At 52.9% G+C, this 20459-nt stretch carries 13 protein-coding genes and 1 pseudogene; 1 reads left to right on the forward strand and 13 read right to left on the reverse strand.

Annotation, left to right across the window (positions count from 1 at the left end; translation table 11 throughout):
- Positions 1-30 precede the first annotated feature (30 nt).
- The 13 genes and pseudogenes from JQC72_RS02095 to JQC72_RS02155 all read right to left on the reverse strand — a co-directional run bounded on the left by JQC72_RS02095 (position 31) and on the right by JQC72_RS02155 (position 19442).
- A complete protein-coding gene (locus JQC72_RS02095; protein ID WP_302104439.1) occupies positions 31-894 on the reverse strand; it encodes a YicC/YloC family endoribonuclease in 864 nt (287 codons plus the stop codon).
- A 264-nt stretch (positions 895-1158) separates the two neighbouring features.
- Positions 1159-2568 carry a branched-chain amino acid transporter BcaP gene (gene bcaP / locus JQC72_RS02100; protein WP_205492471.1) on the reverse strand — a complete coding sequence of 470 codons (1410 nt, stop codon included), beginning with the start codon at positions 2566-2568 and terminating at the stop codon, positions 1159-1161.
- Positions 2569-2905: 337 nt separating this feature from the next.
- Positions 2906-4126, reverse strand: coding sequence for an ROK family transcriptional regulator (locus JQC72_RS02105; RefSeq protein WP_335342375.1), 1221 nt, complete (start codon positions 4124-4126; stop codon positions 2906-2908).
- 23 nt (positions 4127-4149) lie between these two features.
- Positions 4150-5283: a M24 family metallopeptidase gene (locus JQC72_RS02110; protein ID WP_205492472.1), complete on the reverse strand. Its 1134-nt coding sequence runs from the start codon at positions 5281-5283 to the stop codon at positions 4150-4152.
- Entirely contained in the window at positions 5280-6281 is a 1002-nt protein-coding gene (galE, locus tag JQC72_RS02115; protein WP_205492473.1) for a UDP-glucose 4-epimerase GalE, read from the reverse strand. The genes JQC72_RS02110 and galE overlap by 4 nt, the downstream gene beginning before the upstream one ends.
- Positions 6266-7459, reverse strand: a complete 1194-nt coding sequence (locus JQC72_RS02120; RefSeq protein WP_205492474.1) for a galactokinase — start codon at positions 7457-7459, stop codon at positions 6266-6268. The genes galE and JQC72_RS02120 overlap by 16 nt, the downstream gene beginning before the upstream one ends.
- Positions 7460-8440 carry a galactose-1-phosphate uridylyltransferase gene (gene galT, locus JQC72_RS02125; RefSeq protein WP_205492475.1) on the reverse strand — a complete coding sequence of 327 codons (981 nt, stop codon included), beginning with the start codon at positions 8438-8440 and terminating at the stop codon, positions 7460-7462.
- 1257 nt (positions 8441-9697) lie between these two features.
- Positions 9698-11053, reverse strand: coding sequence for a glucose-6-phosphate isomerase (locus JQC72_RS02130; RefSeq protein WP_205492476.1), 1356 nt, complete (start codon positions 11051-11053; stop codon positions 9698-9700).
- 445 nt (positions 11054-11498) lie between these two features.
- Entirely contained in the window at positions 11499-12347 is an 849-nt protein-coding gene (gene dapF, locus JQC72_RS02135; RefSeq protein WP_205492477.1) for a diaminopimelate epimerase, read from the reverse strand.
- A gap of 22 nt (positions 12348-12369) precedes the next feature.
- Positions 12370-15162 carry a calcium-translocating P-type ATPase, SERCA-type gene (locus JQC72_RS02140; protein WP_205493205.1) on the reverse strand — a complete coding sequence of 931 codons (2793 nt, stop codon included), beginning with the start codon at positions 15160-15162 and terminating at the stop codon, positions 12370-12372.
- A 277-nt stretch (positions 15163-15439) separates the two neighbouring features.
- A pseudogene (locus JQC72_RS16775) lies at positions 15440-15673 on the reverse strand (CbrC family protein); the annotation flags it as partial.
- Between the two features lie 211 nt (positions 15674-15884).
- Complete coding sequence (locus JQC72_RS02150) at positions 15885-16343, reverse strand: hypothetical protein (RefSeq protein WP_205492478.1); 459 nt, start codon at positions 16341-16343, stop codon at positions 15885-15887.
- Positions 16344-16364: 21 nt separating this feature from the next.
- Entirely contained in the window at positions 16365-19442 is a 3078-nt protein-coding gene (locus JQC72_RS02155; RefSeq protein WP_205492479.1) for an AAA domain-containing protein, read from the reverse strand.
- 282 nt (positions 19443-19724) lie between these two features.
- On the opposite strand from JQC72_RS02155, the gene JQC72_RS02160 reads away from it, so the two are divergent.
- Positions 19725-20414 (forward strand): MFS transporter, encoded by a 690-nt coding sequence (locus JQC72_RS02160; protein WP_205493207.1) that lies wholly within the window; start codon positions 19725-19727, stop codon positions 20412-20414.
- Positions 20415-20459 lie beyond the last annotated feature (45 nt).

Consider the following 20459-nt stretch of genomic DNA (forward strand, 5'->3'; position numbering starts at 1 on the left):
AATCAATTCTACCCTTCCAGTATTGCCGTCTTACTCGATGTTTTGCACTTGTTCTTTCATTTTTTCCAGCTCGCTCTTGCACTCCACTACCCAGGAGCTGATCAGACGGTCGCCCGATTTGGAACCGATCGTATTCACCTCACGATTCATTTCTTGCAGCAGAAAATCGAGACGACGTCCCACCGGCTCGTTTGATCCGAGCGACTGAAGGAACTGACGGGCATGACTTTCCAGCCGGGTCAATTCTTCCTGGATATCCGATTTGTCGGCAAAGATGGCTGCCTCCGTCAGCAATCGGTCTTCGTCGATGTTCACTTCCGACAAAAACTCACTCAATCGTTGGCGCAAACGGGTACGGTACTCCTCTACCACCACCGGTGCGCGTTCCCGAATTTGATCCACCAAACGGGTCAGGTTGCCGATCCTGCGGGCGAGATCCTCCGCCAACGCCTGCCCTTCCCGCTGACGCATCCGGAGCAATGCCTCACAAGCCTCATGAACCGCTTCCAGTAACAGAGATTGGTGAAGTTCCGGTTCGATTTCTCTCTCACGCAACGCCCACACCTGGGGTATCTGCAACAAATCCATGGCAGTCGGTTCACCCGACAATCCCAAGCGTTGATTCATCTCCCTCACGTTATCGACAATCGATTGCGCCAGTTGCCAATCCACTTCGGCCGTTTGCTCCCGGTCTTCCGTCTCCAGGGTGACGAACACGTCGACACGCCCCCGCTTGACAACGGATTGCACCGCCTTTTTAACGGGGTCTTCCATCATCATCCACCCTGACGGCAACCGGACCATGATCTCCAAAAACCGGTGGTTGACTGAGCGGATTTCCACGATGAAGCGAATGCCGTCCTTTTCCCGATCACCGCGACCGTAGCCAGTCATACTGCGGATATTCCTGTTTTCTGCCATGTTTTTATTCTAAAAGATTTCCGGTTGACTCACAAGTGCAGCCGGGACTCAGCTGAAAATGAAACAGGCTGTCCCTTTTTGAGACAGCCTGCAGGTTGTTGACAAAGTCCGCGGACTCCGATTTTCCGTCTCATGATCCGCAGCAACGGCGAATGTCGTTGACGGCAAGTAACCACCTTTGGACTCGAAAGTCCCAGGCTGTCCTGTCGGGTCAGCCTGTCTCCGTGTAGATGCCGCTTATTCCGCTTTGCTCAACACCGAATGCTTGCGGGAATAGGCGAAGTAAATCACCAATCCGATGGTGAGCCAGATGACGAATGCAATCCAAGTGAGCGCTGTCAACCGCGTCATCAGAAAGACACAGAACAATATGGCCAAAATCGGAACGACCGGGACTCCGGGCACTTTAAACGGGCGTTTCGCGTCCGGCATCGTTTTGCGCAGGACCAACACACCGAAGGACACCAATGTAAACGCTGCCAATGTGCCGATATTAACCAGCTGGGCCAACTTGTCCAACGGCACCAACGCACCGATCAACGCGGCAATCAGTCCCAGAAACCAAGTGGCACCGTACGGCGTCCGATATTTTTCGTGCACATCCGAAAACTTCTTCGGTAACAAGCCGTCACGGGACATGGCGAAGAAAATCCGGGTTTGCCCGTACAACATCACCAGCATGACCGTGGTCATCCCCATGATGGCCCCCAGGTCTACAAATCCGGCCACCCAGTTCTGCCCCGCGATTTCCAGCGCCAGCGAAACCGGATGAGATTGGTCTTGGGCGAATTGTTTGAACGGCACGATCCCTGTCATAATACCTGCAACGACGACATACAACAACGTACAGATCCCCAGTGAATAAAGGAGACCGCGCGGCAGGTCCCGTTGCGGATTTTTCGTTTCTTCGGCGGCCGCGGCCACGGCGTCAAACCCGACGTAAGCGAAGAACACCAGTGCCGCTGCAGAGAACACACCTTCATACCCGAAGGGCATGTACGGTGTCCAGTTCGCCGGTTTGACATATTGGACACCCACGAAAATAAACAGCAACACAACCAGGATTTTGATAATCACCATAATGTTGTTGACCCGTTTGGACTCCGTGATCCCGCGCGCCAACAGGAAGGTGATCACCAGAACGATAAAAAATGCGGGCAAATTGAAATAGGTGGTTGTATCTCGTAACGCACCGGGAGCGGCGGTCAACTCGACCGGCAGTTCAAAACCAAACAAGCCTTTTAACAGTGATTGGAAATATCCTGACCAACCGACGGAAACCGTGCTGGTCGCCAACAAGTATTCCAACACCAAATCCCAACCGATGATCCAAGCCACAAATTCACCCAAAGTGGCATAGCTGTAAGTGTACACCGAACCCGACACCGGTACGAGCGAAGCGAACTCCGCGTAACAAAGGGCGGCAAATGCACAAGCCAAACCGGCCACGATAAAGGACAGGGTCAAAGCCGGACCCGCCGTCAGCGCACCGGTTCCGGTCAGAACAAAAATACCGGTCCCAATGACCGCACCGATCCCCAGCAGCGTAAGATCCCAAGCAGTCAGATCCTTTTTCAGGGTTTTCCCTGTTTTGCTTGACTGGATCAACTGGTTGATACTCTTTTTCCGGAATAGACTCATATTCATCTCCTCCTGCGACTTAGCGTACCCATCACCCGACATATCAAACTCTTATTGAATTGTTTGATAAATAAAATCGTTCACATTGTAACAAATGTACGCTTTTATAGTCAATTAACGAATTTTACCTCTCTTTCCATCTCAGCTGCTGCTTTTGTCATAAACACTTTTTCAAGCTTCAACCGCAAACAACAAGAAAAACTCGGATCCATATTTAGAAATTTCATCTTCTCCAACCCTTTTTTACCATCTCGTCGAATCATTCACTCCATGCGAACCAAGCCCCTCGATTTGTTTACTTAATATAACTATTATTATGAAAATAAATGACAAACTCCTACGCTTATGCGTAGGAAGGCATGAACAAATGCTGCAACACCAATGTCATCGCACCGATTGCCGCACCGTTGTCCCCCAGTCGGGAACACATGATGGCGACGTCTTTGGCTGCGGCGGACAGTGCCCGTTCTCTTACGGTCTTTTGCAGCGGCTCCAATACGAAATGGCCGGCACGCGCCACACCACCGCTCAAGATGATGCGGGAGGGATTGAGCGTATTGATCAGGTTGGCGAGACCGATTCCCAGATAACGGCCCGCATCCGCCAACACTTCGATGGCCAAATCGTCTCCCTGCTGAGCTGCCCGGTGAACCATCTCCCCGGTCAACCGTCCCGTCTCCCCGTTTACCCACTCCGCCAACACAGTGGATCGACCTTGTCTGATCGCCTCTCTTACCCGGGACAGAATGGCCGGACCTGCCGCCAGCGCTTCCAGACATCCCATATTGCCGCAACCGCACTTCGGACCGTTCAGATCTATGGTCGTATGTCCAATCTCACCTGCGGCAAACGACGGTCCACGATATAACTCGTTGTTCAAGATTATCCCGGCGCCGATCCCTGTTCCCACATGCACGCAAATGAAATCGGCGATATCTTTGCCCAAACCGAACCAACTTTCCCCCAGAGCGAGTGCCCGTACGTCGTTCTCCACCTCGACGGGCAGTTGAAACGCTTGTTCCAATCGATCTTTCAAGGGCAAATCACGGATATTGAGGTTGGGGGCAAAAATGGACACCCCCTTCTCCGTGTCAACCAAACCGTGCATCCCCACCCCGATACCCAAACAAGGGCGGGTCCGGAGATCTGCGAGTTCCAACAATTGGCGTATCGCCCCCTGGACGAGATCCACAAACACTTCAGCGGCCGGTTCAGTCGGAACCTCTACATGTACGGTATGTTGGACCTCCCCCTCCAAGTTGGCCGCCACACCCCGTATCCTTTTCGCACCGGCGTAGATGCCGATCACGGTGAATGCATCGGCGTTAATCTTCAACATGATCGGCTTTCTGCCACCTGTCGATTCTCCCAATTCCGCCTCGATCACCAGATTGGACTCCAACAGTTCACCGACGATGTTGGTCACCGTGGGTGGCGTCAATTTGGTCATCTTGGCAATCTCCGCCCTGGAGATGGGACCGTGAAGCCGAATCATGTTCAGAATGGTTGACTTATTGAGCGTCTTCATCCACCGGAAACTTCCCACTTGAATCGTCCGCGACACGGCTGTGACTCCTTCCCAGCTCGTTAGGGTATCACCAAAATATCTGGCCGTTGGTAGACTTGTCCATCCCTCTCCATTATAATATACGGCCAATTTCCGGTGTGGGTGAGAAAGTGGTTCGCTTGTTCGTCCACCCATATCGTATCTTCCGATTTGATACCCGGCAATGAGGGATTCCAGGCAAACGCCTGATGCAGTTGCACGACCCCCTCGCTGTCCGGTGTCGCCAAAAACTCACGTGTCGCATACCCGGTCGGACCGCCCTGATGAAGATACCGCCAATCATCCGGGTGTCCCACCCGGCGATATGCCTCGATGCCCGCACGTAACACGTCTCGGATCGGGACTCCCGGGCGGGTGGCAAGATTCATGGTCAAATCGATCTCGGCCAGTTTCCTGCGGCGGTCAGACAACGTTTTCGGCAGGGGACCGAAGTGGACCAACCGCGTCACGTTGGCCACCAATCCCCATTTTTCCGCACAGAGCACCAACATGGCGTAGCGCCTGAGCGGTTTGGCGGTGGGGATGGGGTGACGGTAGCGGAACACGCGTTCATCTGTGGCCACCAGGATCACCTGGGGGAAAATGCCATGCGGCAAAATCTTCGCCGCCAAACGGGATTGAATCTCCCACTCGCTCATCCCCGGTCGAACTTCCCGGCAAGTCTCCTCAACAGCCATCGCCGCCTGCCGGCACAGCCATGCGTAGCGCCGGATTTCCTCTTTCTCCAGCACATAGGTCAACTGAAACAGCGCATCTCCTTTATAGACTGCGCTCTCGATCCCCAATGCATCCGGCCATACATCGGCCCCGATCGTTTTCCCTGCGCATAACCGACGGAGGGTGGGCAACACTCCCTCGGTCCATTCCGGGGCGATCATCTCAAATCCCAGGCCCGTCAACTCCTCCTCTGCGATCCGATCGGATTCCATCCGTGTCGTCACACAGATCGCTCGATCGGGGAAAATCAGCAGATCGGCAACCCCTTCTTCCGTCGTCCAGACGATATGATTGCACCGTCCCATGGTCAGCCATGCAAAACTGCGCCGTTTTCGCAACAGGATGCCATCCAGCCCGTTATGTGCCGCCCATCTGCGAAGTCGGTCGAGACGCTCTCGCACGATGGTGGACGTCTCCGTATCCACCGCCCTTGTCATCCGCGAATCTCCTCTTTTCTGTATCCGTTCGGATGGGATCGGTGCCAAGCCCATGCCGTGGCGATCATCGTGTCCAAATCCTCGTATTGCGGTCGCCATCCCAGCTCTTCCCGCGCCTTATGGGAAGATGCGATCAACACGGCCGGATCTCCCGCGCGTCGCGCAGCCATACGGGCGGGAATGGGGTGTCCCGTAATCTCCCGTGCGCGTTCCACCACCTGTTTCACGGAGAAACCGGTTCCACTGCCCAGATTGTAGATACCGCTTTTTCCCGTATCCCGCAATCTCTTCAGTGCCAACCGGTGCGCCTGCGCCAAATCCATCACATGTACGTAATCCCGGATGCAGGTCCCGTCTTCGGTCGGATAATCATCGCCAAAAATGGACAATGCCTCCCGTTGACCGAGGGCCACTTGCAGCACAATCGGAATCAAGTGGGTTTCCGGGTCATGATCCTCGCCGATGTGACCGTCCGGATGCGCACCTGCCGCGTTGAAATACCGCAGGGACACAAAACGCAATCCGTAAGCCTGTTCACACCATCCCATCATCTTTTCGATGGCCAGTTTGGTTTCGCCGTAAGCATTGGTCGGTTCGGTCGGGTCCGTCTCCTGAATGGGGATTTGTCTGGGTTCACCGTACGTGGCGGCCGTCGACGAAAAGACGATGCGCTTCACCCCGTGTTCGATCATTTTGGTCAACAGGATTTGTGCCGCCGCCACATTGTTGTCGTAGTAGGCCAACGGATCTTTCATCGAATCGCCGACCAGGGAGTATGCGGCGAAATGAACCACCGCTTCCACGTCGTACCGGCGGAATATCCGGTCCAACAAATCGCGGTCGCGTACATCGCCGTGGATAAACGTCGGCGCCAGCACCGCTTCCCGATGCCCTTTTTCCAGATTGTCCAGCACGATCACTTCTTCGCCGTGGTCCAACAGTTCACTTACCGTGTGACTGCCGATATAACCGGCGCCGCCTGTCACGAGAATCGCCATGATGTAAAAACCTCCTCGCTCACTTCATGTGCACCGTTACCGATCTCCGCCGTATAAAAAGCGGGCGTCAATCCCGTCTGCCTTTCATACTGTTTTCCGACTTCCTCCTGAAATGTCTTTACCGCATCCCGGTGCACCAAACTAACCGTGCATCCACCGAAACCCGCTCCCGTCATGCGCGTGCCGATGCATCCATCCACCTGTCGGGCCGCATCAAACAGCGCATCCAGTTCTTTCCCGGTCACTTCGTACAAATCGCGCAAGGATTCATGCGATTGCATCATCAGTCGGCCAAACGCGATCAAATCCCCTTGCTCCAACGCTTCCACGGATGCATGGACACGGGCGTTTTCCTCCACCACATGCGTCAGCCGCTTCCGCAGCGTTAGATCGGACACCCGTTCCCGCACCCGTTGCCACATGCCCACATCCACCTCCCCCAGACAAGCGGCGTTGTCCAACCAGGGACGGATTTGCCGAAACCCTTCTTCGCACTCTGCCCGTCGTTCGTTGTATTTGGAATCGGCCAGTTCACGCGGTTTGTTGGTATGGGTGATGACCAACCGATAATCGCCCAATTCCATCGGTGCGTACCGGTACCGCAAGGTGTCACAATGCAGCAGGATGGCGTGATCTTTTCGTCCCATGCCGGAGGCGAATTGATCCATGATCCCGCATTGGACACCGATGAAACGGTTTTCCGCATGTTGCGCCATTTTGACCAGCTCCACCATCGGCCAGTCCGTTCCGGCCAACGCTTGACAAGCCACCGCTGTGGCCATCTCGATGGAAGCCGAGGAGGACAGTCCCGATCCCATCGGAATATTGCCGTGAAATAGCATGTCTGCTCCATCCATTTCGGCACCCTGCTCCAAAAACTGGCGGATGATTCCTTTGGGATAATTGGCCCAACCGTCTTCCGAACGGTATCGGATCTCATCCACCCGGCAGTGGACTTCCCGTTCCATTTGGCGTGATGCGAATCGAAACCAACCATCTCTGCGCGGACGAACCATTACCCATGTGCCGAACGTCAGCGCCGCCGGAAAAACGTAACCACCCGTGTAATCGGTATGTTCTCCGATCAGATTCACTCTTCCCGGCGCAAAAAAGACGCGAACCTCATCTCCATCGCCAAACCGCCGTTCAAACTCGCTGAACCAATTTTCACCCGCCATTTAAGCACTCCGCCCCTCCTTTTTCAGATACCGGCGGTACGCTTCCCTCATCTGCTCCGCCGTTTGTTCGACCGCGTGGGGGTTGCAGGCCGCCCATGCTCCCATTTCCGAAGAAGCATAATATTTCAGTTTATTACGGTCGCGCAACGGTGGATAAAATTCGATGTGAAAATGATAGTACGCTTCCACATCGTCCCCGTTGACCGGACGTTGATGCAGCACCATCATGTAGGGGAACAACCGGTTGAACAGTGTATCCATCGTACCGGTCATGTGTTTGAGCATCTCGGCCAAATCCCGCTTCTCCTTCCGCGTGAAATCCGGCAAGGCGGTTTTGTGATTTTTGCTCACGATAAACAGTCCGTAAGGGAAGTCGGTGAAAAAGGGAAGATACGCCAGAAACGAATCATTCTCGGTGATCACCCGTTGACCAAACGCCTTTTCCTCCCGGTTCATATCGCAAATCAGGCAACGTCCGGTCCGCTCGTGATGTTTTCGGCAATTGACCAATTCCGTTCGGATTTTGAGCGGCATTTGCGAATATGCATAAATTTGACCGTGCGGGTGGGGCATGGTCACACCACATTCTTCACCGCGGTTTTCAAAGATCAGCACATACTGGTGCGCAGGGTCCTTACCCAATTCGACGAACCGCTCCGTCCACAGATCAACCAGCTTTTCGATATGATCCACCGACAGCTGGGGCAAAGTGATCGTATGTTCCGGTGAATATAGAATCACTTCGCATTTGCCGCGGGCTTTTCTCGTTTGGTAGAGCGTCGAGCCGACCGGGTCCGGCTCCGGCGGATCGGGCATCAATGCCGGAAAATCGTTGTCGTAGGCATATACATCGTAATCATCGGGCACTTTCCCCGACCCCGGACAAAAAGGACAAAAGTCCTTGGGCATGGTCGGCCTGTGCGAACGATTGCTGGCGACCATGGTCCAATCATCCAACAGCGGATTGTAACGGAGTTCCACCTGACTTGCTCCCTTCTAATTTAAATTAATTAATTATGTATCTTTATGATAAAGCGCTTTCTTTCATTTGTAAAGCAGATTTTTTTGACAATAGCGAAAGAAAAAACGTCCTCTCATCGTTGATGATGAATGGACGTTGAGACGATAGCGGGTTATCCTCAGATATGCCATCATCGCCATCGGTGATAGCAGGGAAAACGACAGAACCTCATCAGACGGTCAGACGATGGTAGCGGTGTTGGTTGAACGCTTTTACTTTTCTTTGTCATTTTGACAAATGACCATATCTCCCCATCGTTTCACTTTCGTATTGTTGATAGGTGATGGTCTTTTCTTTTGACACTCCACACGGCTAAAGCCGTGGGATTCTTGAGTGGTTAGCGCCCTCAATCCATTTCTGTTTCGGGCAACCCTCAAGCTAGGGGGTGTGTCATCACCCCGTCCCATATGGTTCTGCGCCACCGGGCACATGTACCCACATGGGCGGCGTACCTGTTACCAGTACGCTAGTTCTTTTTGCCTCACTCTCATGGTTTTACCCAGTGGGAGAGATTTGTTCGCCACTGGAACCTCATACCATGACGTACACAGGAACATGCCCACTACCAGTGGATGAGCACCGCTCATACGTTCGATTATACAACAAATTGGTTGCTCTTACCATCCCCAAAAGGGGATACCGAGCAACGCCGCCTTTCATCCCACGATTCAAATACCCCTAGGGTACTTCCTATGGTCGCCGTGGGCTTTCAGACGGCTTTTTCTGTAATCGTCCTTGTTGGCCACTTCAGTCTGATTTTTCGGTATCCTGTCTTTCAACATCTTTTAACTCCCATCGTCCCAATGATCCATCCGTCCTTAGAGTGCGACTGGTGTTGTCCACTGTGCTTTCCCAACTCGCTCCACCTGCGCCCTGCAGGGATGCAGATGATGACCGCTCCGACCCGGTCAGCGCAGGTCGCGGGCAAAGCACGCTTCGCTTTGCGGAAATTGCCCGCGATTTCAATCCTGCGCTTCCCGAGTCTTCGCTCAGTCAGGGCTTGGTCAGTCGCTCGTCCGGGAAAACATTGCTCCCTTACGGAATGACCAGACACGCCCTAGTATCCTACAAAAAGAAATGACTTTACTCGAAACGGCTGACAAAGAAGAACGGGTCCGAATTTCCCGTCGCGCGTCTCTTACCGGCGCACGGCGCAAAGACGGGTAAATCGGAACCCGCAGTGTTGTCTTGGAGGAGCGCCTTCCCCGGCGGTATGGTTATCCGTTCAGCCGTTTCAACAGGCGTTCCCGTTCTGATTCGAAACCGGGTTTGCCCAAAAGCGCAAACATATTTTTCTTGTACGCTTCCACGCCGGGTTGGTCAAACGGATTGACGCCGAGCAGATAACCGCTGATGCCGCACGCTTTTTCGAAGAAATAGACCAATTGGCCGAAATAATACGGGGAGACTTCCGGCACTTCCACCACCAGATTGGGCACTCCGCCGTCAGTGTGAGCCAAAAGCGTTCCTTCCATCGCTTTTTTGTTCACAAAGTCCATCGTTTGACCGGCCAAGTAGTTCAATCCGTCCAGGTTGTCCTCGTCGGACTGGATGGTCAAATCCACCCGGGGTTGATCGATTCGGATCACGGTCTCAAAGATGTTGCGCAACCCTTCCTGGATGTATTGTCCCATCGAATGCAAATCGGTGGTAAAGTCGACAGCGGCCGGGAAAATGCCTTTCTGGTCTTTCCCCTCACTCTCGCCGTACAATTGCTTCCACCATTCTGCAAAATAATGGAAGGACGGCTCATAGTTGACCAAAAGCTCCGTCGTTTTCCCTTTTCGATAAAGTGCGTTGCGAACCGCCGCATACTGGTAGCTCGGGTTTTCCGCCAGCACGGGGTTGCGGTACGCTTCCGCTGCGTCGCGGGCTCCGGCCATCATCGCTTCGATGTCCACTCCGCTCACAGCGATCGGCAGCAGCCCCACCGCCGTCAAAACGGAGTAACGCCCGCCGACATCATCCGGGATGACAAACGTCTCATATCCTTCGGCATCGGCCAGTTGTTTCAGGGCACCTTTGGCCCGGTCGGTGGTGGCGTAAATGCGCCGACGTGCTTCTTCTTTTCCGTAGCGCTTTTCCATGTATTCACGGAAGAACCGGAATGCAATGGCAGGTTCCGTCGTCGTGCCCGATTTGGAAATCACGTTGACGCTGATATCCTTGCCTTCCAACAGCTCCAGCAAGTGAGCGGTGTACGTGGAACTGATGTGGTGACCGACGAAATAGATTTCAGGCGTTTTCCGTTTGTCCTTCGGTAATTGGTTGTAAAAGCTGTGGGTCAACATTTCGATGGCGGCACGCGCACCCAGATACGATCCGCCGATCCCGATCACGACCAACGCATCCGAGTCGGACTGGATCTTTTTTGCAGCGGCCTGAATCCGGGCAAATTCGTCCCGGTCATAATCGAAGGGAAGATTTACCCATCCAAGAAAATCGTTGCCCGCCCCCGTTCCGTTATGCAGAAGCTCATGCGCCGTCCGCACGGCCGGCTCCATCTGGGCAATCTCATGCTCTCCAACAAACGTCAATGCCTTCGAATAGTCGAACGTCAATCGTTTGGTCATTGCGCATCCCCCCGTTATCTTTCTTTTAAGGAACAAATGAGCACCGCTACAACGCTTGATTATACTACAAATCTGTTGTTGTCCAAAAGAAACGCCCGGCAACACCCATTTTCATCCCGGAAAAACTGCTTGGGACGAGGTGATGACACACCCCTGAACTTGGGCGTTATCCAAAGCGGAAACGGACCGTGGACGCTAACGACCCAAGAATCCCACGTCTTCAGATGTGTGGAGTGTCAGCATATCTTCACCAAACGACCTCACAAATGTGAAAAGCCCGGAAGGATGCCTCAAGCTTCCTCCGGGCTGTGACATGTCTGATCAATATTGGATGCGCGCCCTGCAAGAAGGTAAGCAACACCGCTCCGAACCGGTGTTGCAGGCCACGGGCAAAGATGCTTTTCATGGAATGACCGACACGTCCGAATGGGTTGTGGCAAATCTCTCAAAGGGAAGCGTCCGACACCAACCATTTTCCTTCAAACACCACTTCCGCCGGTCCGGTCATGTACACATGACCGTCCGTTTCGCTCCACTCTATTTCCAAATCGCCCCCCCACAGGTGGACGATCACATGGCGACCGGTCCGGCCCGTTAACACCGACGCCACCACAGATGCACAAGCCCCACTGCCGCATGCCATGGTTTGGCCGGCACCGCGTTCCCAGACCCGCATGTCCAGCTCCCTGTCGGATCGGACAGCAATGAATTCCACATTGGTTTTTTTGGGAAAGAACGGGTGTACCTCGATCTTGGGACCCCACTCTTCCACCGGAAAACCGACGGCATCGTCCACGAAAATAACGGCGTGCGGATTGCCCATGGAAACAGCGGTAAAGGCGAATCGCCGTCCGTCTACTTCCAGCGGTTCTTCCACCACACGGTCTTTGCGGATCGAAACAGGAATTTGTTCACCTCGCAACACGGGAACGCCCATATCCACCTTCACACGATCCACCCGGTTGTCGACCACATCCAGCCATACCCGCTGAATCCCTGCGCCGGTTTCCACGGTCAGCTCCTTTTTGACGCCGGAGACGCATTCGTAGTAATATTTGGCCACGCACCGCACCGCATTGCCGCATTGTTCCGCTTCGGAACCGTCGGCGTTGAAAATGCGCATCCGGAAATCGGCCCGCTCCGACGGCAGGATGTACACCAGACCGTCCGCACCCACGCCGCGATGTCGATCGCAAACGGCTCGAGCCAGATCCGTCGGCGATTCTTTCAACGGCTCTTTTTGGTATACCACCACAAAATCGTTGCCCAATCCATGCATCTTGGTGAATTTCATCGTGTTCCCCTTCTACGTCTTCTCACCCGTGAACCATACGCCGCGCAATCGGCAAACTGTCCACCAACCCGGCGATCAGCGTCGGGAAAGCGGACGCTGCCGCCACCAGTGCCCATTCGCGCAGGGACAATGCCACCGTGTGGAAAACGGGTTGGAGCGGCGCATAGTAGATGACGCCGATCAACAGCAGAACCGAAGAGAGAACGGCCAACACCAACGGTTTGTTCTCCAGCGGATGCCGGTGAAACACAGTCAGGTTGCTGCGGCAATCAAATACGTACACCAATTGGGACATCACCAAAGTGGCAAAGGCGACCGTCTGCGCACGAACCAGATCGTCGGGCGTTTCGGTGTAGACCACCCAAAAGGCTCCCACCGTAAACACCCCGATCAAGAGACCGCGCGTCAATATTTTCCACCCCACGCCGCGGGCAAAAATACTTTCACGGCTGTTGCGAGGCGGGCGGTTCATCGTGTTTTCCTCCGGCGGGTCCACGCCGAGCGCCAGCGCGGGCAAGCCGTCCGTCACCAAATTGACCCACAATATCTGAATGGGCACGAGCGGCAACGGCATCCCCGCCATCATCGCGATGAACATGACGAGGATTTCACCCACATTGCTCGCCAACAAATAGCTGATGAACTTGCGGATATTGTCGTAAATGCTGCGCCCCTCTTCGATGGCAGCGGCGATCGTGGTGAAATTGTCATCCGCCAGTACCAGTGCAGACGCTTCCTTGGACACATCCGTGCCGGTGACGCCCATCGCGATACCGATATCCGCCGCTTTGATGGCGGGTGCGTCGTTGACGCCGTCCCCCGTCATGGCCACCACGTGTCCGTTTGCCTGCAATGCCTGAACGATGCGCAGTTTGTGTTCCGGTGATACACGGGCGTAGACGTCGATATGATGAACTTTTTCTTTCAATTCCGACTCGCTCATATTATAGAGATCCCTTCCGGTTACTGTCAAACCGCCCGCCTGCAAAATCCCCAACTGCCGGGCGATGGCCACCGCCGTCGCTTGATGATCACCCGTGATCATCACCGTCTTGATGCCCGCTTTCCGGCAGTTGAGGATCGCCTCCCTCACCTCTTCCCTCGGCGGATCGATCATCCCGGCCAACCCGACGAACACGAGGTTGCGCTCCAGTGTCGTTTCCCTCTCCGATGCGGTCGTCCCGTGAAATTCCCGGAATGCAAACGCCAAATTGCGCAGTGCCATCGATGCCAATTGTTCGTTCGTTTGAAGCGCTTCGGCCCGAAGCCGTTCCGTCATCGGTTGGATGCGACCTTCGTGCCAAATATGGGTGCATTTATTGATCAAAACATCCGGTGCCCCTTTGGCCAGCAACATCCGTTTCCCGCCGCGCTCCACAATCACGGACATCATTTTGCGCGAAGAGTCAAAGGGAAACTCTTTCTCCCGCCGCCAATCCCGTTTCATTTGCTCCTGTTTCATCCCGCCCTTGGCCCCGGTCACCAACAACGCGCCTTCCGTCGGATCACCGTCGATGCGCCAGGTTTCCCGTCTCCGTCGCAGTCGCCCGTTTCGCCCGTTCTCCGTGATCAACGCCGCATTGTTGCACAACACGGCTATTTCCAACAGACGACGCAGCGCCGGCGATTGGTCGACCCGTACCTCCCGGCCATTCAACAGGAATGCACCCTCAGGATCAAACCCGCTTCCCGTCACTTCCATCAATTGACGGTCCGCCCACACCCGTGTCACGGTCATTTTGTTTTGCGTCAGCGTACCCGTCTTGTCCGAACAGATGACTGTGGCACACCCCAACGTTTCCACGGACGGCAGCTTGCGCACGATCGCCCGCCTGCGGATCATCCGCTGCACACCCAGGGCCAGCGCAATCGTGACGATGGCGGGCAATCCTTCGGGTATGGCGGCCACTGCCAGACTGACGCCGGACAAAAACATTTTGTACGCATCATGGCCGTGCAGAATGCCCGTAACCACCACCAACGCCGTCAACATCAACGCGACTGCGATCAATATTTTCCCCAACTGTTCCAAGCGGCGCTGCAGCGGCGTCTGCACCGTTTCCGTGGATTGGATGAGGTGGGCGATCCGTCCCATCTCCGTACGCATGCCCGTATCCACCACGACAGCCTTGGCTGTCCCGCGAACCACCATTGTTCCCATGTATCCCATGTTTTTGCGATCGCCCAAAGGTACGTCGGAGCGGTTCAGCCGGACATTCGTCTTCTCTACGGGCAGTGACTCACCCGTCAGAGCGGACTCTTCCACATACAGGCCTTCCACTTGCAAAAAACGGACATCCGCCGGTATCCGGTCTCCGCTCTCCAACCCGACCACATCACCCGGCACGAGTTCTGCCGCCGGCATCCGTTGCCACTTACCATCCCGCAACACGCGGGCTGTGGGCGCCGATAACTGTTTCAATACCTGCAACGACCGCTCCGCTTTCACTTCCTGCACAAATCCCAACACTGCGTTGAGGACGACAATGGCGATAATCGCAATCGCATCCGTGTATTCTCCCAATAAGCCGGACACCAGCGTGGCTGCCAGCAGGACCAGCACCATGAAATCCTTGAATTGATTCAACAGCAATACCAGCGGGGAGATGCGCTGCCCTTCGGTCAGCTGGTTGGCACCAACCCGTCGCAACCGCCGCTTCGCTTCGGACGTGCGTAAACCGGTTGCCGGATCGACAGCAAAATGGTCCAACACCTCCCGGGTGTCCACATCCACCCAATGCCCATATTCCGTCACGTTCCCTCCTCCTTTGTCCCATCCTCTCTGGTAACCATATTCAGACAGGCCCCGAATCATGATTGGGTAATAGGGGAAGGGAAGAAAAAGCACCCATGGGTGTTGCTTTTCGCGCATGTTACACAAATAGCGCAAACGCTTGGAACCACAAGAGACCAGAGTTATGAAGCAGTACTTTGCATACATGCGCCGACAGTATCTGTAACTGACCTTTCAAGGGCAGATACCCCTAGTGTTTTCCCAAGAAAATACAGAAAGAAACGGGATGCCTCCATGAGCATCCCGCATCGCTGCAGTGTGGACATTCAAAAATGATGATGGTTCCCTATGGATAGAATTAGTCTAAATCTGTATATAGTTTATGGCCTCTACAGTTCAGACATTGGAAGAGATAACCGCAAATGGATCCGTTCAACGCTTTCAGAAATTCATCTTCAGCCAGACGATAGAGTTCTGCTTCCTCTTTCAAAGCTTCTTCCAACACGGGATCTCCTTTTCTTAATAGCGCTTGAATTCCATCACCATCCACGTCACCAAGAAAAGCACAAAAGTCATTGCAATGGCTGGGCCAGTATTCTCCTTGCCGTTACAATCCATCGTTTTTGTCCAGCACCCCCAGCAAAAAGCCATTAAAACCTACGAAGAAGTGCTTTATGGCCTCAAGGATTTTTGCTTAACTTTACTGCATTTACGGTAAAGGTCGATTGCAGGTAAGACAGGGGGCACTTTTGTTGTGAATGAGGGTGTATCTGGTTGTTGCCGGTTCAGCAGAAGGATTTCGCCTATGTTTTTGGAAGTAAAGCGCAAGGAAAAGAGCTCATACCAGATAGTTGAATGGATGAGACACAAAACGAAACGATGTTGTGATATGCCTTCAAAATGGTGCTGATGATATCCATCACCGCACTGATGCATTGTCCCAGTGCGGAACTCGCTGAAATCAAACCCTTCATTTCCATTAATTCTTTGTTCAGTTTGCGCAGTGAACCTTTTTTGATGGAACGTTCCTTCACATTTGCCAACACGTCATCAATGTATTCGACGGCTTCCTCTTTCCTTTCCCCATCCAATTGATCTGTTCGTTTCAATTCGTTGAGAAGTTGTTCCAATCGTTGATACAACTGGCCCCATTGATCTTCATGGCCGTGGTAAATATTTTGTGTTACATTTTGGGTTCCCTTCCCGTAGTTGATAACGAATTGACCCTTGTTATGATGAACTTGAATATGGCGATCAGCCACAATAACCACCCTTTCTCATGATCATTTTCTGATGTTCTGTGTCGCCACGATCTTGCCTTGATCTTGTGCGATCAACACTTGTCCCTCATTTTTGTGGATATGGATGATCTGTTGAACGATGGTGCGATCCTGCATGGAGAAGGAATCGCGACGGGTTCGCATGCGTCGGGTCAGATGCGGCAACAGACGATCATTTTGATAGGAAACAGGAATTTTATTCTCCGGCTTGTACAAGAGACTTTTCAACAAATGGGACGGAGTGCCGGGGATCAAGCCGAACTCCTCCATATTGCCGAAGACGAGAAAGCTGTCCTTCGCCCGGGAAACGGCCACATTCATCATATTGAGATTCCGGTCGTAAAAGGGCTTGCCAGACTTGGAACCAACCACGGGCGAAAACAGGACAATATCCTTTTCCGCCCCCTGCAAAGCATGAACCGTGCCGACAGTGATGTCTGAAATCCCCAATTCCTTCAACAACTCGCGAATCAAAACGGTCTGGTATCGAAACGGAGTGACAATTCCCAAGATGTCTCCAATGGCTTTCCCCGAAATGTGTTCGAGTTTTTCACGATGATTCCGAATCCAACCAACGATGGCTTCGGCTTCTTCAACATTGAACTTTCCCCTTCCTCCGGCGTCTTTGGCTTCCCCCCTGATGTCGGCATATCCCAGATGCGGGAGAAAGTCGTATTTTTTCTCTGACGGACGCAATGGTTGCAAATCGCCGCCATAAGCGAGGAGGTTGCAGTACCGGATGATCTCCGGTACACAACGGCGGTGTTCGGAGAGGAACATACCTCCGAACCGTTCGTTCTTCCGATATTTGCTTCTCCGTTGAGCGATCCTCATGACGCTTCCGAGGGCTGCTGTCACGCCCTTCTCCTCGATCTCCTCCGCTTCTTTCAAATCGGCGATCACACCGGTTCCCAAAAGATTTCCGTGATCCACGTCCCGGGTTACTGAGGAGATGGGCTCGATTTGCATGGTATCTCCCACCACCAACGCTTTTTTGGCGAGGGAAATCGCCGGGACGGCCAAATCCGGAGAAACTTGCCCGGCCTCATCGATGATCAGCAGGTCGATGAAACCCGTCAGATACCCCGATTGGTATTTTTTCTTTCCTTGGTTCACGACCGGATCGTACACGCAAAACCACTTCGGCAGCATATGAAAAGTGGCGACAAAACACGGAGTCAGTTTGGCGTATCGCCGCCATTTTTTTCTGGTTTTCCGGCTGGATTTGCTCTCTTGATATCCTTTGGCAATTTGCTCTTCCATCTCCATCAACCATTTGGCTTCCCAATAGTGAGTGGCGAGACGAAAAGCCAAGTACCGAAGGCTGGTATCCAGTGTCTCCATGGAGTCGGAAAACGGGACTTCATGATTTCGGCACCATGTTCGGAGACGATGTTCTGATTGACGAATCTTTTCGAGCAATTGCTGTAATTCGGTTCGCTTCGCTTCCGCCGCCTGTCGGTCGGCCTCGTGTTTTTGGATCTCCCGGTCGATGGCGCGACTGATTTCATCATTTGCAAAAGAGAAGACCTCGATCGGATGGTTTTTTTCCAGAAGAAACACTTCATTTCGCCGCCGCCTTCTCTCGTTGATCCCGGGAAGGAAAAAGAGCCATTTCCACCACAGCGGTTCCTTGTTTAGATGTTCCGTCCAATCCCGTTTCAACCTCACATAGAACTGTTTTCTTTTGGACGCCTCCATTTCCTGTTCTTCCCATTCTCGGATCTGTTCCGACAGTTTCTCGATCGATCCGTCGTATTCCCGGTTCAACCGTTCCTGATACGCCTGATACTGTTTAGCCAAATTCACCCCATCCCGAATCGCTTCACAGGTTCGAACAAGATCGGTTTGCAAAAGTTCCGCCGCGAATGACAGACTGTCCACCGTTGAACCCGCGTACTCAGCACACCGACTTAAAAAGTAAGTTTTTGCTTCTGCAACTTGGCTCGGCATTTCCATTTGTTTCATGAAATCTTCGCCGTTTTCGCTGACAACATGGTACGGATGACCCGATTCCGCCAATTTCCCCATCTGTGATGACGCAGGCAGATACAAACCGTAACTCTTCAGCCCGGGAATCCATCTGCCCTGCAACTGGACCGCTTTCTTTCCCCAAACCGTCCGGGTGTCCGGTTGTTTCTCTCCCGTTTGACCGAAGCTGTCGATGATATTGGTGATCGCTTTGTTGTTGGCCGACGTTGCGACAATTACCGGCGGATCGTCCATCCCTTTCGCTGCCGCCTCCACCCACAGCGAAGCGACCACATTTTGCAGCAGGGTGGTTTTACCTGTTCCCGGCGGTCCATTGACAGCCAACATCTCCCCTTCATTCAGGGTGAAAAAATGATGCAACGATTCCCGCTGACCGGGAGACAGCGGATAGACATGATTCATCTGACCGAGATGACGTTCCGATTGATCGAGACAGGAAAGAATTGGTTCATTTTTCTGTTCCTCAAGAGAAAGGTAGTTTTGCAACAGAGCAGGTAAAGTCTCTGATCCAACCAAATGCTTATACAATGCAATGAACTCTTTGTTCAGCTTTCCTTCCTGGATCGGTACCACCCACACCTGTTCACTGCGTCGATAGCCGTCGATCACAAAACTTTGCAACCGCTCGCCGATGACATGCTGAAAAAGTTTTTCCGCATAAGCAATAGCTTCAGACCAGTTACCCTCTACGGCATACGCCGTTTGTTCGGCCAACGCGTCCAGTTGATCCAATCTGCCCAAAACCAATTCGTGGCCCACAGTCGGTTCCAAGTACTTTCTCGGTATGTATGCGGGACGATGAGTAATCGGCAACAGTTTGCCGTCTTCCAACCGGGCCGGCAGGAATAACGGCGTGAGGATCTGGTTCGGATCATCTGTACGTTCCAGAAAAACCGGACAAATGTGCAATTCCGCTTCCTCATCGGGGTTCATTTTGTCCTTAATCAGTTTGATGCTTTCCGCTGAGAGTTCTCCTTGACGAAATTCCGGTTCCGGAATATGGACGCCTTGTTTTCGATGAAAAGAATCATTGTCGCGATCTTGGAAACTACGGAACAGGTATCGCAATAAACGCTTTTCTTTTTCCATCCTTTCACCTTCATTTGTTTTTTAAGTAGATTATAAATAATTTGATGTTATCTTGCACGAAAAAAGGAAAAACAGAATCACATGTAAAAAAGAGAAAACAAGGAGGAGCGAGAATGAAAAAAAGCTTGATTGCCAGAAATAAAAATTACCGTTACCTTTGGATCGGTCAAACCGGCAGTATGCTGGGGGATTGGTTTAACCAAGTGGCACTTGCACAAACGATTCTGTTCCTGTCTCATTCTGCGTTGTCTGTCGGTATGCTTTTGATGTGCCGCGCTTTGCATTCTTCAAACGAAATGGTCGGAAGCCACCCCATCTTCCCGTCATCATCCCTACGTACAAGCTTTACAGGAAGGATTCCGGGAAGCGACCCGCAACCACGTCGTCCGTTCTGTTATCCTGATTGGGATCAGCTGGGGATTTGCCGGCGGAGGATATCAAATATTGATCCCTCTGCTTGGAAGCAAAGTCTACGATCTGCAAGGATTCGGGATCGGAATCCTGTATGCGATCGATGGTCTGGGAGTGTTGACCGGGGCATACTGTTTAAAAAAATTCATCAAGGATCAACACCGTCGAGCCGTAGTATGGTATGGGGTTTCCTACCTTACCCAGGCATTATTTTTTGCTTTGCTCGCTCAAACCAACACCTTTCTAACGGGGGTTTTGATGCTGTATCTGATGAGGGTAAGTTCCGGTATCATCATCCCCCTTGACACGTATCTGTTGCAAACCCATACGAATGAGGAAGTCCGGGGACGTGTTTTTTCCCTGCACTTGGCAACCTATGGCGGAGTGATGCAACTCTCCTATGTGGTATCCGGGTGGACTTACGAACAACTGGGAATTCCCTTGGTTGGATTGGGGATTGGGACTATTTCCTTTCTGTGCGGTATGAGTTGGCTGATACAATACAAGCGTGGAAAATTCAATTCATCACCCCGGGCGGATTCTCGAACGGTTGCAAAATAGACCCATTAAATCCTTGGCTGGGGTCAACAGCGATCAAGTGTCGAG

Source organism: Polycladomyces zharkentensis, from assembly GCF_016938855.1.
Lineage (GTDB): Bacteria > Bacillota > Bacilli > Thermoactinomycetales > JIR-001 > Polycladomyces > Polycladomyces zharkentensis.